This window comes from Variovorax sp. KK3, from assembly GCF_001984055.1.
Classification (GTDB): Bacteria; Pseudomonadota; Gammaproteobacteria; order Burkholderiales; family Burkholderiaceae_C; genus Variovorax.
This window is the reverse complement of sequence record NZ_LYVO01000023.1, coordinates 64,363-79,093: the sequence shown is the minus strand read 5'-3', so window position 1 is coordinate 79,093 and position 14,731 is coordinate 64,363. Positions and strand designations below refer to the sequence as shown.

Annotated in this window: 12 protein-coding genes and 1 pseudogene; 6 read left to right on the top strand and 7 right to left on the bottom strand. The window is 65.0% G+C overall.

Annotated features, from left to right (window positions below):
• Window positions 1-2: 2 nt before the first annotated feature.
• From B0W80_RS13600 to B0W80_RS13580, 5 genes are all read right to left on the bottom strand, one after another.
• Complete coding sequence (locus B0W80_RS13600; protein WP_076999676.1) at window positions 3-425, bottom strand: N-acetyltransferase; 423 nt, start codon at window positions 423-425, stop codon at window positions 3-5.
• 193 nt (window positions 426-618) lie between these two features.
• Window positions 619-1,992 carry an amidohydrolase family protein gene (locus tag B0W80_RS13595; RefSeq protein WP_076999693.1) on the bottom strand — a complete coding sequence of 458 codons (1,374 nt, stop codon included), beginning with the start codon at window positions 1,990-1,992 and terminating at the stop codon, window positions 619-621.
• Window positions 1,993-2,471: 479 nt separating this feature from the next.
• Window positions 2,472-3,107, bottom strand: a complete 636-nt coding sequence (locus tag B0W80_RS13590) for an aspartate/glutamate racemase family protein (RefSeq protein WP_076999675.1) — start codon at window positions 3,105-3,107, stop codon at window positions 2,472-2,474.
• Window positions 3,107-4,009: a polysaccharide deacetylase family protein gene (locus tag B0W80_RS13585; protein ID WP_076999674.1), complete on the bottom strand. Its 903-nt coding sequence runs from the start codon at window positions 4,007-4,009 to the stop codon at window positions 3,107-3,109. The genes B0W80_RS13590 and B0W80_RS13585 overlap by 1 nt, the downstream gene beginning before the upstream one ends.
• Window positions 4,006-5,319 (bottom strand): MFS transporter, encoded by a 1,314-nt coding sequence (locus tag B0W80_RS13580; protein WP_076999673.1) that lies wholly within the window; start codon window positions 5,317-5,319, stop codon window positions 4,006-4,008. The genes B0W80_RS13585 and B0W80_RS13580 overlap by 4 nt, the downstream gene beginning before the upstream one ends.
• Here B0W80_RS13580 and B0W80_RS13575 point away from each other — a divergent pair.
• Both B0W80_RS13575 and B0W80_RS13570 read left to right on the top strand, forming a co-directional pair.
• Complete coding sequence (locus tag B0W80_RS13575) at window positions 5,301-6,341, top strand: LysR family transcriptional regulator (RefSeq protein ID WP_179106911.1); 1,041 nt, start codon at window positions 5,301-5,303, stop codon at window positions 6,339-6,341. The two genes, B0W80_RS13580 and B0W80_RS13575, sit on opposite strands and share 19 nt — an antisense overlap.
• A 213-nt stretch (window positions 6,342-6,554) precedes the next feature.
• Window positions 6,555-7,923 (top strand): annotated as a pseudogene (locus B0W80_RS13570) (IS1182 family transposase); the annotation flags it as partial.
• A gap of 773 nt (window positions 7,924-8,696) precedes the next feature.
• Here the strand turns inward: B0W80_RS13570 and B0W80_RS13560 are convergent.
• On the bottom strand, window positions 8,697-9,155 hold the full coding sequence (locus B0W80_RS13560; protein ID WP_076999670.1) for a DUF3037 domain-containing protein: 459 nt from the start codon (window positions 9,153-9,155) through the stop codon (window positions 8,697-8,699).
• A 241-nt stretch (window positions 9,156-9,396) separates the two neighbouring features.
• On the opposite strand from B0W80_RS13560, the gene xylF reads away from it, so the two are divergent.
• The 4 genes from xylF to B0W80_RS13540 are packed head-to-tail and all read left to right on the top strand — an operon-like array spanning window position 9,397 to window position 13,625.
• Window positions 9,397-10,422, top strand: a complete 1,026-nt coding sequence (gene xylF / locus B0W80_RS13555) for a D-xylose ABC transporter substrate-binding protein (RefSeq protein WP_076999669.1) — start codon at window positions 9,397-9,399, stop codon at window positions 10,420-10,422.
• Between the two features lie 19 nt (window positions 10,423-10,441).
• Window positions 10,442-11,632 (top strand): sugar ABC transporter permease, encoded by a 1,191-nt coding sequence (locus B0W80_RS13550; protein ID WP_076999668.1) that lies wholly within the window; start codon window positions 10,442-10,444, stop codon window positions 11,630-11,632.
• Entirely contained in the window at window positions 11,629-12,420 is a 792-nt protein-coding gene (locus B0W80_RS13545; RefSeq protein WP_076999667.1) for an ATP-binding cassette domain-containing protein, read from the top strand. The genes B0W80_RS13550 and B0W80_RS13545 overlap by 4 nt, the downstream gene beginning before the upstream one ends.
• 26 nt (window positions 12,421-12,446) lie before the next feature.
• Window positions 12,447-13,625: an ROK family transcriptional regulator gene (locus B0W80_RS13540; protein WP_076999666.1), complete on the top strand. Its 1,179-nt coding sequence runs from the start codon at window positions 12,447-12,449 to the stop codon at window positions 13,623-13,625.
• Here B0W80_RS13540 and B0W80_RS13535 read toward each other — a convergent pair.
• Window positions 13,613-14,590: a tripartite tricarboxylate transporter substrate-binding protein gene (locus B0W80_RS13535; RefSeq protein ID WP_076999665.1), complete on the bottom strand. Its 978-nt coding sequence runs from the start codon at window positions 14,588-14,590 to the stop codon at window positions 13,613-13,615. The two genes, B0W80_RS13540 and B0W80_RS13535, sit on opposite strands and share 13 nt — an antisense overlap.
• Between the last annotated feature and the right edge of the window lie 141 nt (window positions 14,591-14,731).

Below are 14,731 nucleotides of genomic sequence, written 5' to 3'. Positions count from 1 at the left end.
GATCAGAGCTTCTTCATCATGTACGCCAGATAGAAGCCCTGCGTGTGGTCGTCGATGCGGCCGAACTCCTGGTAGCCGCGCTTCACGTAGAAGCCGCGCGCCTGCCATTCGAAGGTTTCGAGCTTGGCGCTGTGCGCGCCGAGGTGCTTGGCCTTCGCTTCGGCTTGCGCCAGCAGATCGCTGCCGAGCCCGGTCGCCCGGGCTTCCTCGTCGACCCACAGCACGTCGATGTGAAGCCAGTACAGAAACACGTAGCCGCGAAGGCCACCGATCGTCCGGCCTTCTTCGTTCTTGGCGTTGAGCCAGACGGGTTGCGATTCGGGGTGCTCACCGACGAAGCTGTAGTTGAAGCGGCGAAGTCGGCGGCCGAGTTCGCCAGATCTGACCTCTTCTGGCGTGGCCTCTGCGATGGTCCAGGTTTGCATGGTTGCGGTTGTCGGTAGTGGGCGCAAAGCGGCACCAAGTCTATCGACCTCGCCTTCAGCCTCATCGGCGCGCTCGCTCGTCCGCCAGGCAAGGTCGCGTCATCGGCACGCTGGCTGTGACGCTGAGCGCCGCAACGTTTGAGATCGACGAATTCACGATCGACGGGCGGGCGCCCTCACGGCAACTCAACTGCTAGGCAGCAGGATCGAACACCCTGAGGAACTCGCGTCGCGTCTTCGGCCCGTAGGTCTTGAAGTGCGGATCGGGCCGCTCCAGGTAAGCCATGCGCTTCTGCGCGACCGAGTCGCGTGCGGTGTATCGCTTCACTTCCGTCGGCGTCAAGCCGTACACCTTCGCGGCGTTGAGCCCGAATATCTTGGCCCGCAGCGCCGGCGTCATCTGGGCGTAGCCATGCCGCTCGCGCAGCTCCGTCGAGATCTGGAAGGTCCGGAAGGCCTGGATCTGATCCTGTGGTGAGCCGTACCAGATCGAATCCGTGCCCCACAGCACGTTGTTCTCGCCACACGCGGCGATCAGCTTCCCCAGTGCGTGCGCCGCCTGCTCGGGGTCACGCATCAGAAAGCGCCACGTGCTGCCCAGCTCTGCATAGACGTTGCTGTTCGGCTTGACCTGGTTTTGGCGCAAGGACGTGATCAGCGTGTCGATGCCGTCGCGCTTGCCGCTCGCGTCGTAGGCCTTCTCGGTCACCGTCGTGACGAAGCCCGAGTGGTAGATCAGGAAGTTCACGTCCGGGTAGCGCTTGGCGACGATGCCGATGTCGCTGCACTGGCTGTGCTCGTACGAGCGCTGCCCGAACGGCAGCCCCTTGTGGATGCAGATGTTCTTGACGCCCAGCGCGCGCGCCTTCTCGATGAACCGGATGCCGACGTCATCGTGCAGGAAGTAGCCCTTGCCTTCCGGTCCGTACTGCGTGTAGGTCTTCCAGGCGCTGATGCCCCACTTCTCGCGCAACTCGTCCATGCCTTCGAGGTCTCCGGGCTGGTTCGGGTTGACGCGCCCATGCAGCAGCAGGCGGTGCGTTCCTTCGAGCTTGTCGACGAGCCTGCGCACCTCGTCGGCGGCCTGGATCGTGACCGGCTCGGCGTCGCGCGCGGAGGGCACGAAGGACAGCACCATCACGTCGGTGTCGCTGTCCATGAAGATGTCTTTGAGGAAGACCTCCGCGTTCTTCGAGTTGCCCTTCGGCGTGTCGATGAAGTGGCCTTGCACGTCGAGAATGAACTCCTGCTTGGCGGGGCCGACCTGGGCGCGGGCGAGCTGCGTGTCGAGCCCGGCATCGCGGGGCAGGTCGAAGAAGCCGCCGGTTTTGCCGGCTGCGGCGTTGGCGGTGTTGAAGGCCAGCAGGGTGCTGGCTGCGCCGCATGAGGAGGTTAGGAATGCTCGCTTCGAGAAGCCCAATCGCTTCGCGTTGATTGCTGCGGTCTCGTGGGCGAGGCGGTTGGCTTCGACGTTCGCGGGCCAGAGCGAGACTGGGGCGAACTCGCCGTTTGATGTGGTGTCGAGCTTGATGGGAAGGCGCTTGCCTTCGGGGTCGCTGTCTTGCATGGTGGGTCCTCGCGTGACCGAGAAGCACTGCGCGCGTGTCAATGCCGCCATGAGCGCGCTTGGTTACGAGACTTCCTCATTGTGCTACGTACGGTGGTTGACCGCGTCAGCAGGACTGCCTCACGATGGAGCGTGGAAGGAGGGCTTTGGGTTCGGCCGAGGGGCCGCTCAAGACTGGTTGCCGAAGTTCATTTGTCCGGGATGAATGACAGCGGCTGACGAAAGCCGACCTTGGCACCTTCCTCGACGTACGACTCGTCTGCCTCGGAACTTGGCCTTCGCAAACATCGTCGATGCTCGATCCAGAAAGACGCGGGCATGAATGGCTGCTTCTGAATGCCGCGAAATGGTGGTCCGGGCCCGATGTGGTCTTGCAGTTCCCGCCGCTCAATGTCTGCCTTGCAGGCAAAAGGCGTCTTCAATGCCTGGCAACGGCGACAACTCGACTGGCTCGCTGCATCAGTAGTTTGCTAGCGGTACTACGCGAAGCTCAGCCACGCTAGGAGATCTGCCACAGGATCAATCAGCGATCGGATGCCCTCGCCACGCAAGGTTGCGGCCAACTCCAGGCCAACGGCACCCACCACGAAAATTCCGTCACCCGGAGAAGTCGCTATTTCGCGGCAGAGCTCGCGCAAACCCGCGAGCGCGGCCTCGGGCCGGGCCGCAACGGCGGATGGGGTCAAGTCCAATACGAGCCAGTCGTTGATCACCGCCCGGTGACCCGTCTCCTCGAAAGCCTGCTCGTACAGCGCGGTCATGCCGGCGTCGAAGGTGACGACGTGCAGCCGGTGGCCGAGCCTGCGGTGTTGCGAGAGCACGCTGCGGGTGAAGCCGAAGGCGGCGTTGCCCAGTTGCCTGCGCGCGATGTCATACCCGGTGTCGACCGAGGACATCATGACCACCCGGTCATAGCCGGCGGTCAACGCATGCAAGCTCTGATCCAGGACCGCTTCTGCCTCGAGGTTCTCTGCTGCCGAGCCGATGATGCTCGGTGCATCCACCACCTTCGCTACGTCCCATTGCCCGGCCGGTCCGCCACAGCGGTCAATGTGACGCCGCAGCGTTACCGTGATCTTGTCGCTCGAGTTGGGGTTGAGAAAGAGTGTCTTCATCAGCGGCCCGCAGGAAACTTCCTGCGCCAGAACTCGGCGATGTCGCGCCGGCGGCAGAACCACACTTCCGGGAATTTCGATGCCTCGAGCAGGAACTCGCGCAGGGCATCGGCGCGCCCAGGCCGCCCCGCCAATCGCAGGTGCAAGCCGATGGACATCATCGTCGGATGGCGGCTGGCCTCGCGGCGCAGGCAAGCCAGGGTACGGCGCAAGTGGTCTGTAAAGTCTTCCGGGGTGTTGAAGCCGGGCGCGGAAGCGAAGCGCATGTCATTGCAGTCGAAGCTGTAAGGCAGCACCAGGTGCGCGCGGCCACCGACATCCGCCCAGTAAGGGAGATCGTCGTTGTAGGCATCGCTGTCGTACGTCAGCCCCTGCTCGACGGCGAGGGCACGGGTGTTGGCGCTGACGCGCCCGGTGTACCAGCCCACGGGGCGCTCTCCGCACAAACGCTCCAGCACATCGAGAGAACGCACCATGTGCTCGCGCTCGGTGGCCTCGGGCATACCGTCGTGGTCGATCCAGCGCGCACCATGCGACACCACCTCGTGCCCGGCCTCAGCGATCGACCGGGCCGCCTCGGGATGCTTCTCGAGCGCGCTGGACACCGCGAAGTAGGTGGCGGGGACTCCGCACTCCTGAAGCAGGTCCAAGATGCGCCAGTGCCCTACCCGGCTGCCGTATTCGTAGTGCGACTCGACTACTAGGTTGCGGCGCCCCGCTCGGGCCACCGCACCGGCCACGTCGCTATTGAGCACCTCGGAGTGGGTGTCGCCGTCAAGGACGCAATTCTCTCCGCCCTCTTCGTAGTTGACGACCACGCTGACGGCGACCCGCCGTCCGCCCGGCCATTCGAAGTTCGGTCGGACTCGGCCGTAGCCGACGAAATCTCGAGCGGCGTTCATTGCTGCGTCCTGGCCTTCGACACGCACAGGGCAATCAGCGCGAGACCGACGGTGCAGTAGAAGGAGATGTAAAACGGATTGTCGAAGCGGTCGAGCAGCCACACGCAGATGCTCGGCGCCAGGGCGCCTCCGAAGACGCCGGCCAGCTGGAAGCCAAGCGACGCGCCGGTGCACCGAACCTTGGACTCGAACATGTCCGGAATGAAAGCGGCCAGCGGTGCCCACAGGGATGCTTGGCAGATCATGCCGATCACGGACGCCAGGATGACGAGTTGTGGGACCCGCGTCTCGAGCATCGGAAAATACGCGAATGACCAGATGACCGATGCTGCAACGCCGGCCAGGAGCATGAACTTGCGCCCGAAGCGATCCGACAAGGCGCCGAAGAGGGGGATCGCGACTACGCCGACGGCAGCACCCCACAGCACGGCGTTCAAAGCGACCTGACGCGGGAGGCCCAGGCGGGTCGGCACGTAGATCAGCAGCAGCAGCGAGAAGACGTACCAGATGATGCCTTCGCCGGCCCGCACGCCGATGGCCAGGAGGACTTGGCGCCAATGGTGGCGCAGCGTCTCCATCAGGGGTGCTTCGGCCTTCTGCGATCCGTGCTCCAGGCTTTGGAACACCGGCGATTCGGAGACGGAGCGGCGGATGAAGTAGCCGATGCCCACGAGCAGGATGCTCGCGAGGAACGGAACCCGCCATCCCCAGTCCATGAACTCGGCGTCGTTGGTGATGGTGTTCATGAAGCCAAACATGCCGTTGGCGATTAGCACGCCTATTGGACTGGCCACCTGCACGAGGCTGCCGTAGAAGCCGCGCCGGCGTCCGGTGGTGTCAAACTCGTTGACCATTAGCGCCGCCCCGCCCCATTCGCCGCCGAGCGCAAGGCCTTGCGCGAATCGCAGGATGGCGAGCATCACCGGCGCCATCAGGCCCACCTGCGGATAGGTCGGCAGCAACCCGATCAGGAATGTCGAGAGGCCCATGATCAGCAGGGTGGAGACCAGCACGAAGCGGCGCCCGATCTTGTCGCCCAGTGAGCCGAAGATGGCGGCGCCCACCGGCCGGGCGACAAAGGCAATCCCATAGGACAGGAGCGACAGGATGGTCGCCATGAAGGGATCGGACTGCGGGAAAAACAGCTTCGGAAACACCAGCGCGGCGGCGGTGCCAAAGATGAAATGGTCATAGAACTCCAGCGTCGTGCCGACCAGGCTCGCGGCGGCGACGCGCCGGGGACTGGTCGTGCGCGTCGATCGCGTCTCGTCGCGATCGGCTGGCGTGGCAATTGCGGAAGCAGTTGTCATGGCGTCTCCTGGGTTGGTGGTGTAGCGCGATTGCAGCACCGCAGGAATCCTTCGACAATCAGAATGATCTGAACAATTATTCTGATTTGATGAACATTACGTTGCGCCAGATCCGCGCCTTCCTGGCGGTTGCCGACACAGGCGCCTTCACGCGGGCTGCCGAGCGCATACACGTGTCGCCCTCTGCGCTCTCGACCTTGGTCAAGGAGCTCGAGGACCAGATCGGTCTGCGGCTTTTCTACCGCAGCACGCGCGTCGTCCAACTGACAGAGGCGGGCGCGGAGTTCCGGCCTCTGGCTCGAAAGGCGCTCGACGACCTGGAGGCGGCCGTCGCCGGTTCCCGAGCGCTCGCCCAGGTCAAGCGCGGCAGGGTCACGGTGGCGGCGTCCATCGTGGTGGCGGCCACGCTGCTGCCTTGGGTGATGCAGTCCTTCCGGCAGCGCCACCCCGGCATCCAATGCATCCTCAAAGACGGCTTCGAGGAGACAATCCGCGACCAAGTGCGCCGGGGGGAGGTCGACCTGGGCGTCGGAACGCTGATCGAAGGCGAGCCCGGCCTGTCGGAGGTGACGCTCTATCAGGACCATCTCGTCGCGCTGATTCCCGATGGCCATCTGCTCGCCGAGCGGGGCTCGGTGAGCTGGCGCGAGCTGGCGCAACAACCGTTGATCTGCCTTTCCGCCGAGAGTCCGTCGCGCGCGCTGGCCGATGCCGCGTTCGAATCCGCCGGTATCAAGCCGGTGGCTGCCTACGAAGCGACCTTCTCGTCCACCGTGATCAGCATGGTGGCCGCGGGGATGGGCGTCGCGGCGCTTCCGGTCAACGTTCGCCAGCTGTCGCGTCGCGCCGGCGTGCAGGCGCGAATGCTGGTGCGCCCGACCGTGAAGCGGGACATGGGTGTTTATTCACGCAGCGATGCGGAACTCACGCCAGCGGCGAACGCGTTTCTGCAGCACATGCAATCCTTCGTTCGCACACAGCGCGGTCTGCCGGACGAGGCGGCGGACGCTGCGGGCCGTTGATGCCAGCCCAACTGACCCCCTACTTTCACGAGTTGTCAGCGAATTGAGAGTCGACTGCAACTTTGTTTACTCTCGGAGTACGAAGCGGACGTTCGAAGCCGGAGCGTGGATGTCCGTTCCTGGCCGAGGCTGTGTGAAAACGGGTTGAATAGGTGACGGTGCTCGCCTAGATTGTGGCAACGCTACTGAAGGCCAGCCACATGAAGCGATTCATCGAACCCGGTGCGAGTTGTCGATGCCTTCGTCGAGGAGCTGGATCTGCATGCACTGGGTTTTGAAGGCGTCGATCCGGCAGCCACTGGTCGACTCTCGTATCACCCCTCGGTCCTGCTAAAGCTCTACATTTATGGCTACCTGAACTGCGTCCAGTCGAGCCGCCGCCTGGAGCGCGAGGCGCAGCGCAACGTCGAGCTGATGTGGCTCACCGGCCGACTCGCGCCGGACTTCAAGACCATCGCCGACTTCCGTCACGACAACGGAGCGAGCATCCGCAATGTCTGTCGCCGTTTCGTCGCCCTGTGCCGCGACCTCAAGCTGTTCTCTCACGCCATCGCCGCTATCGACGGCAGCAAGTTCAAGTCGGTCAACGGCCGCGACCGCAACTTCACGCCCGGCAAGATCGATGCGCGTCGGCGCCAGATCGAGCAGAGCATCCAGCGCTACCTCGACGCCCTGGAGACGGCCGACCGCACGCAGCCGGCCGAGGTGGAGGCCAAGACCGAGCGGCTGACGGAGAAGATCAAGAAGCTGCGCGAGCAGATGAAGCAGCTCGATCGCACCAAGGAGCAGTTGAAGAAGGAGCCTGATGGGCAACGCTCGCTCACCGATCCCGATGCGCGTTCGATGAACTCCCAAGCAACAGGCTCGGGCCTGGTGGGCTACAACGTCCAGGCGGCGGTCGACGCCAGGCACCACTTGATCGTGGCGCACGAGGTCACCAACGAGGGCAACGACCGTGCGCAGCTCAGCAACATGGCCAAGGCTGCGCGCAGGGCGATGGGCAAGTCCAGGCCGCAGGCCCTTGCCGACCGCGGCTTCTTCAACGGCAGGAGCTCAAGGCCTGCGAGGACGCGGGCATCACGACCTACGTGCCAAGCCGATGACCTCGAACGCCAAGGCCGAAGGGCGGTTCGACAAGAGCGACTTCATCTACATCGCCAAGGCTGACGAGTATCGGTGTCCTGCTGGCGAGCGAGCCATCTACAGGTTCACCACGCTCGAGAAGAATGGCAACAAGCTTCGTGTCTACTGGACCAGTGCCTGCCCCACGTGCCCGATGAAAGAGCAGTGCACGACCGGCGACTATCGTCGCATCCGTCGTTGGGAGCACGAAGAGGTGCTTGAGCGCGTCCAGCAACGCCTGGACCGCCAGCCTGTCGCAATGACGCTGCGCAGGTGCACGGTTGAACACGTGTTCGGGACATTGAAGTACTGGATGGGTTCAACGCACTTCCTCACCAAGACGCTGGCGCACGTGAATACAGAGATGAGCTTGCACGTGCTGGCATACAACCTGAAGCGGGTGATCGCGATCCTGGGTGTTGCCAGAACGATGAAGGCAGTCAGGCTGGCCGGGGCGTGAGCCTCTTTAACGGCCCTTTTTAGCTTGCCAGCGACTCTCGCCTTGACATCCGCGCGTTTGTGCAATGGGACCACTGGATGACTCCGTGGCGACAATGACGCCTATACGGTCGCGCCATCGGCATACTTGCTAGTCAAAGTCGTTTCCACACGGCCTCGGCCGGAAGGGGTCTTCTCCGCAAAGAAGGGGACCGGCAGCAACCGGGTGGATCGCCCGACACACTTCACCGACGCACATAACTCTTGTTTCCGTTGTCGCTCAAGCAGTAGCGTCCTCCTCGCGGCCCGATGCATATTCGGCCCGACCGGCAAGAGCAATCGCCTTCATTACCTCCGCTTCGCAACGGGAGCACCGCACGAGCAGCCCCGCTCTGCGGCCCGGAGCAGATCTTCCTCGAGCCACTGATCGATCCGTCGTTGCAAACGAAGAGTTCGCCCGCGCAATGTGAGACGCCGCCCTTGCGCCCAGAGCAAGGGTAGTTAGCAGCGTACGTTGGCGTGTTTGCCAACGTCAGCCATGAAAGCGCAATGGCGCAGCAGAGGGCCGATCGCTTCATGCGAGAACACGACGCAGCGTGGCATTGCCCGCGCTGCCAAACTCACTTCGCAAACGCTTCACGCATACCTCGGCACTTCGGAAACCCTATGCAACCCCAGAAGTCCTTTCCTGCATGCGGTAGCGAGCAGAGCGGGCATGGCATCGAGATCATTCGACGACGAAGCTATGCATCGTGACGTTTGGCACGAACTCCCCGCGCAACGCGGAGCAGAAATTCAATGTCCTTGCCGAAGCTCGTTCGACAAGACAGAGCGCTCGTAGATCGCCTGCAGCGCGGCGATCAGTGGGCCGCCTGCTCCCGAGCCAATTGGAGACCAAGGAAGGGCGCCATCCTCCAGCGGCAACACGCGGCGAATCAGCGCCATCAATGATGGTCCCTCGCAAGCCCGCAGCGTGGCGCATCGTGTTTCGTCGATGGCATCGAAGCAGGCTTGCAATCGCTTCATGCGCGCCAGAAAGACCTCGCCATCGAGCGACGGAAACATGGCCTTGACGCGCGCAATGTCTGTCCTGAACTTCGCCGCGACCTGTGGCGCATGGGTTGATGCAACGACCACGCCGACATTGACGAACTCGGCAGTGCCGATGTCATGCACGTAGCGGAGGATCGTGTACGTGAAGTGGCCAAGCGTTGTCTCATCCGCTTGCTGCCCCGTCGAGATTGGGTTCGTCATCGACCGGCGATGCTCCAGCAATCCCGCCCCGCCCGCTCTACGAAATTCGTAGAGAACCTCGCACCTCCGCCCCAGCACGCCAGCCCTGTAGTGCCTTCGCTCGCAGGGATATCCCGGATACCCGCCACCAAATCACCTCGCCATAGTTAGTTCGCCTCCCGAACTAACCCAGCGCGCCCGAGCAAGCCAGTCAAAACAAAAAGGCAAGCCGGCACGCCCAACACCCCGGAGATCCAAACCCATGAACACCCCTCAACGCGCCCTCTGCGCACTGGCCGTGGGCCTGTCCGCCATCGCCGCAAGCGCCCAGACGGTCGTCGGCGTGAGCTGGTCCAACTTTCAGGAAGAGCGCTGGAAGACGGACGAGGCCGCGATCAAATCGCAGCTTGAAAAAATGGGCGCGAAGTACATCAGCGCCGACGCGGGCGGCTCGCCCGAGAAGCAGCTGGCCGACATCGATGGGCTGATGTCGAAGGGCGCCAAGGCGCTGATCGTGCTGGCAATGGACAAGGACGCGATCCTGCCCGCGGTGAACAAGGCGGTGAAGCAGAAGATCCCGGTGGTGGCGTACGACCGGCTCATCGAGACGCCCGGCATCTTCTACATCACCTTCGACAACATGGAAGTGGGCCGCATGCAGGCGCGCGCGGTGTTCAAGGTGCAGCCCAAGGGCAACTATGTGTTCATCAAGGGATCGCCGACCGACCCGAACGCGAACTTCCTGCGCGCGGGGCAGCAAGAGGTGGTGGCCGACGCGGTGAAGAAGGGCGACATCAAGATCGTGGGCGACGAGTACACCGACGGCTGGAAGCCCGAGGTGGCGCAGAAGAACATGGAGCAGATCCTGACCAAGGCCGGCGGCAAGGTCGATGCGGTGGTGGCGGCCAACGACGGCACGGCGGGTGGCGCGGTGGCGGCGCTCACGGCCAAGGGCATTCGCGGGATTCCGGTGTCGGGGCAGGACGCGGACTTCGCGGCGCTCAACCGGGTGGCGCTGGGCACGCAGACGGTGACGGTGTGGAAGGACTCGCGCGAGCTGGGGCGCGAAGCGGCATCTGCCGCGCTGGCGCTGGTGGGCGGCAAGACGCCGGAGAAGGCGGCTAACTGGAGCGGTGGCGAGAAGAAGGTGGCCATCTCGTCGCGGCTGCTGACGCCGGTGCCGATCACGCGCGACAACCTCGACGTGGTGGTGAAGGAAGGCTGGATCAAGAAAGACGAGCTGTGCCGCGGGGTAAGCGGCGATAAGGCTCCTGCCGCCTGCAAGTAAACAACAGCAGCGCATCGCGATGAGCGAACAGCAATCGCTGTGGCAACGCAGCGGCGTGGACTTGCGCCTTGCACTGATGTGCGCCCTGCTGGTGGTCATGGCCCTGGCCTTCCACTGGCTCTCGGGCGGGCTCTTTCTCACGCCTGAAAACCTCTACAACCTCGCGCAGCAGACGGCGGTGGTGGGGATCGTCGCGACGGTGATGGTGCTCGTCATCGTCGCGCGGCACATCGATCTGTCGGTGGGCTCGGTGATGGGCTTCGTGGGCGTGCTGGTGGCGTACCTGCAGTACACCTCGGGCTGGTCGTGGCCGGCGGCGTGCCTGGCGGGGCTGGCGGTGGCGCTGCTGGTGTCGCTGTACCAGGGCGGGCTGACGGCGATGCTGGGGGTGCCTTCGTTCGTGGTCACGTTGGGCGGGCTGATGTCGTTTCGCGGCGCGGCCTTTCTGGTGGCGGACGGCAAGACGCAGCCGGTGAACGACGAGTTCTTCCAGCGCCTGGGCGGCGGCTACGACGGCGGCATCGGCACCACGGCTACGTGGGTGTTGGCGACGGTGATCGCGGTGGTGCTGTTCGCGCGCATGCTGCAGCAGCGCCGCGCGCGGCAGCGGCACGAGATGCCGGTGGAGCCGCTGGTGGTCGACGTGCTGCTCACGGCGGTGCCGGTGGTGGCGGTGTTCGCTTTCGCGTGGTCGATGAACAGCTACCAGATCGCGTCCAAGCCCGAGCCGCAGGGGCTGCCGATTCCGGTGCTCATCTGGGCACTGGTGGCGGTGGCGCTGTCGTTCATCGTGCACCGCACGCGCTTCGGGCGCTACGTGTTCGCGATGGGCGGCAATCCGGATGCGGCGGCGCTGGTGGGCATTCCGGTCAAGCGGGTGACGATGATGCTGTTCGCGCTGCTGGCGGTGCTGGTCACGGTGGCAGCCATCGTGTCGATCGCGCGGCTCAACGCGGGCACGAATTCGCTGGGCACGGGGATGGAGCTGTACGTGATCGCGGCGGCGGTGATCGGCGGGGCGGCGCTGGCAGGCGGCAGCGGGTCGATCTTCGGGTCGGTGTTGGGCGCGCTGATCATGCAGTCGCTCGACAGCGGCATGCTGCTGCTCGACGTGGCGATCGGCAAGCGCATGGTCATCATCGGGCAGGTGCTGATCGTGGCGGTGGTGTTCGATGTGCTGTACCGCAAGCGCTTCGGGGACACGCGATGAGTGCCGCGGCAACGGCCAACGCGGCGCCGCTGGTCGAGCTGCGCGAGATCCGCAAGGCCTTCGGTGGCGTGAAGGCGGTCGACAACGTCAGCATCAACCTGTACCCCGGCGAGGTGGTCGCGCTACTGGGCCACAACGGCGCGGGCAAGTCGACGCTGATGAAGATGCTGGCCGGCGCCTACCCCATCGACTCGGGCGAAACGCGCATCGCGGGGCAGGCGGTGACCATTCGCACGCCATCGGAAGCGCAGGCGCAGGGCATCGAAACCATCTACCAGACGCTGGCGCTGGCCGACAACCTCGACTCGGTGGCCAACCTGTTCCTCGGCCGCGAAAAGCTGACGCCCTGGCGCACGCTCGACGATCACTTCATGGAGACGGAAGCGCGCAAGGTCTTCAAGCGACTCAACAAGAACTTCACCAACATCCGCGTGCCGGTGCGGCGGCTGTCGGGCGGGCAGCGGCAGGTGGTGGCGATTTCGCGGGCGCTGTACTTCAATGCGCGCATCCTGATCATGGACGAGCCCTGTGCCGCGCTCGGCCCCGAAGAAACGGCGATGGTCGGCGCGCTGGTCAAGCAGCTCAAGGCCGACGGCGTGGGCATCTTCCTGATCACGCACGACATGCCCGACGTGTTCGGCCTCAGCGACCGGCTGGCGGTGATGAAGAACGGCAAGCTGGTCGGCACCTATCGCACCGCGGATGTGACCGAAGACGAGGTGCTCGGAATGATCATCGCCGGCAAGCGGCCCGAGGGGAAGGCGCAAGCCGAGCACGCCGCGGCCTGATCGCCATGTCACGCGCATGACCTGAGATGACCACGCTCGGCGACCAGCAGCTGGTCAAGCGCATCAACCGCAGCGTGCTGCTGCGCCTGCTGCGCGCACGGCCGGGGCTGTCGCGGGCGCGGCTGGCGGACGAGAGCGGGTTGACCAAGTCCACGGTGAGCCTGCTGGTGCGCGAGCTGCTCGACGACGGCTGGCTGCTCGAGTCCGGCGCCGCGGTGGGCGACGGGCTGGGGCGGCCGTCGATCCCGCTGCGCATCCATGCGGGGCTGCGTGCGCTGACGGGCGTCGAGATCGCGGTCGATACCTTGCGCGTGGCCTGCGTCTCGCTGCTGGGCGACTTGCTGCATGCCGAGTCTCAGCCGCTCGCATCGCATGCGCCTGGCGCGGTGTGCCGTCAGGCCGCGCGCATGGTGGCGGCCGCGCATGCCAGGCTGCAGGCGATGGGGCTGCGGCCCTCCGGCATCGGCGTCGGCGTGCCGGGCGCGGTCGACGATGCCAGCGGACAGGTGCGCTTCGCGCCCAACCTGGGCTGGCGCCGCGTCAACTTGCTGCCGGGCCTGGTCGACGCACTCGCGGCCGAAGGCATCGACGGATTGCCGGTGCAGCTTCAGAACGATGCCGATGCGGCCGTGCTGGGCGAATACGAGTTCGCCTGCGGCGAGAGCGAAGACCCGCTCGTCTTCGTGAGCTGCGACGTGGGGGTGGGTGCCGGCGTGGTGCTCAACGACCGGCTCTTCACCGGCGCGCAAGGCATGGCCGGCGAGATCGGCCACACCATCCTGCAGGTGGACGGGCCGCTGTGCTCGTGCGGCCGGCGCGGCTGCGCCGAGGCCTTTCTGGGCTCGCGTGCGTTGGCGGGCAACTTCGATGCGCTACGGGGCGCGGCCTACCTCGGCGTGCTGCTGCAGAACCTGTGGGTCACCTTCGAGCCGCGCGCGATCGTCGTCGGCGGCCAGTCATGCCGCCGGCACCCGGCGCTGCTGCCGGAGGCCATCGACACGGTCGAGCGCTATGCGCAGCATGCGGGCATGCGGCCGCCGGTGGTGCGTGCTGCTCGGTATGGGGAATGGGCGTCGGCGGTGGGAGCGGCGGCACTCGCGTTGCACGAGTACCTGAGGCCGCTCCACCCGGATTCGAAGGCGCGGCGCGCCCGCGCCGCCACCTTCATCTCATCGACAGGAGCTGCTCAGGCTCAGTCGGCGTAGACGCCGGCCGCCTTGATGATCGGGCTCCACTTGGCGATTTCGGCCTGCACGAACTTCTTGTGCTCGGCGGGCTCGACGCGGTTGTCGGCGGCGACCACGGCACCCAGGCCTTCCTGCTTCTTGATGAAGTCCGGGTCTTTCAGTGCGGTCTTGAGCGCGTCGTTGAGCTTCTTGGTCACGGCGGCCGGCGTGCCCTTGGGCGCGTACAGGCCGTGCCAGATGGTGACCTGGAAGTCCTTCAGGCCCGCCTCCTGCAGCGTGGGCAGGTCTTTCAGCAGCGGGGTGGTGAGGCGCTTGGACGTGGTCACGGCATAGGCCTTGACCTTCTTCGATTCGATCTGCGGCGACGTGTTGGTGGTCTGGTCGCACAGCAGGTCGATCTGGCCGCCGATCAGGTCGGTGATGGCGGGTGCCGTGCCCTTGTACGGCACGGGCGTCATCTCGGTCTTGGTGGCGCTCTGGAACAGCAGGCCGCACAGGTGCGATGCAGAGCCCACGCCGGCGTTGCCGAGGTTGATCTTGCCCTTGTTCGCGGCCATCCAGGCCGTGAGTTCCTTGTAGTTGTTGGCCTGCATCGCGGGCTTGGCGATGAGGGTCATCGGCACGTCGTTGATGATGCCCAGGTACTCGAAGTCGGTCTCGACCTTGAAGGGCACGTTGCGCACCAGCGTGGGCACGGTCGACATGGCGATGTGGTTCAGGAGCAGCGTGTAGCCATCGGGTGCGGCACGTGCCACCTTGGCTGCGCCGATCGAGCTGCCGGCGCCGGGGACGTTGTCCACCAGGATGCTGGCGCCGTTGAGCGGCTTGCGCAGCGCTTCGGCCAGGTCGCGGGCCACGCGGTCGGTCGGGCCGCCGGCGGCGAAGGGCACCACGATGGTCACGGGCTTGCCGGCGGGGAAGTCTTGGGCATAGGCGCCGGTGACAGCGGTGGCGATGGCCGCGAAGGCCAGCAGTCTCTTCATGTGCTCTCCTGATGAAACGAATCCGGGTTGAACAGTCCGGGTTACGGGGTCCGCGATCTTATCTCTGCGTGGAGTCGGCCAAATCCCGGATTGCCCTTAGGAAGTCCTTGGAACTTCAGGGGTCTTGTCGGCCGTCGCACG

Excerpts from the sequence above, each read along its gene's own strand:
- B0W80_RS13600 (WP_076999676.1), bottom strand. The coding sequence starts at position 425 with ATGCAAACCTGGACCATCGCAGAGGCCACGCCAGAAGAGGTCAGATCT.
- B0W80_RS13595 (WP_076999693.1), bottom strand. The coding sequence starts at position 1,992 with ATGCAAGACAGCGACCCCGAAGGCAAGCGCCTTCCCATCAAGCTCGAC.
- B0W80_RS13590 (WP_076999675.1), bottom strand. The coding sequence starts at position 3,107 with ATGAAGACACTCTTTCTCAACCCCAACTCGAGCGACAAGATCACGGTA.
- B0W80_RS13585 (WP_076999674.1), bottom strand. The coding sequence starts at position 4,009 with ATGAACGCCGCTCGAGATTTCGTCGGCTACGGCCGAGTCCGACCGAAC.
- B0W80_RS13580 (WP_076999673.1), bottom strand. The coding sequence starts at position 5,319 with ATGACAACTGCTTCCGCAATTGCCACGCCAGCCGATCGCGACGAGACG.
- B0W80_RS13560 (WP_076999670.1), bottom strand. The coding sequence starts at position 9,155 with ATGACGAACCCAATCTCGACGGGGCAGCAAGCGGATGAGACAACGCTT.
- xylF (WP_076999669.1), top strand. The coding sequence starts at position 9,397 with ATGAACACCCCTCAACGCGCCCTCTGCGCACTGGCCGTGGGCCTGTCC.
- B0W80_RS13550 (WP_076999668.1), top strand. The coding sequence starts at position 10,442 with ATGAGCGAACAGCAATCGCTGTGGCAACGCAGCGGCGTGGACTTGCGC.
- B0W80_RS13545 (WP_076999667.1), top strand. The coding sequence starts at position 11,629 with ATGAGTGCCGCGGCAACGGCCAACGCGGCGCCGCTGGTCGAGCTGCGC.
- B0W80_RS13540 (WP_076999666.1), top strand. The coding sequence starts at position 12,447 with ATGACCACGCTCGGCGACCAGCAGCTGGTCAAGCGCATCAACCGCAGC.
- B0W80_RS13535 (WP_076999665.1), bottom strand. The coding sequence starts at position 14,590 with ATGAAGAGACTGCTGGCCTTCGCGGCCATCGCCACCGCTGTCACCGGC.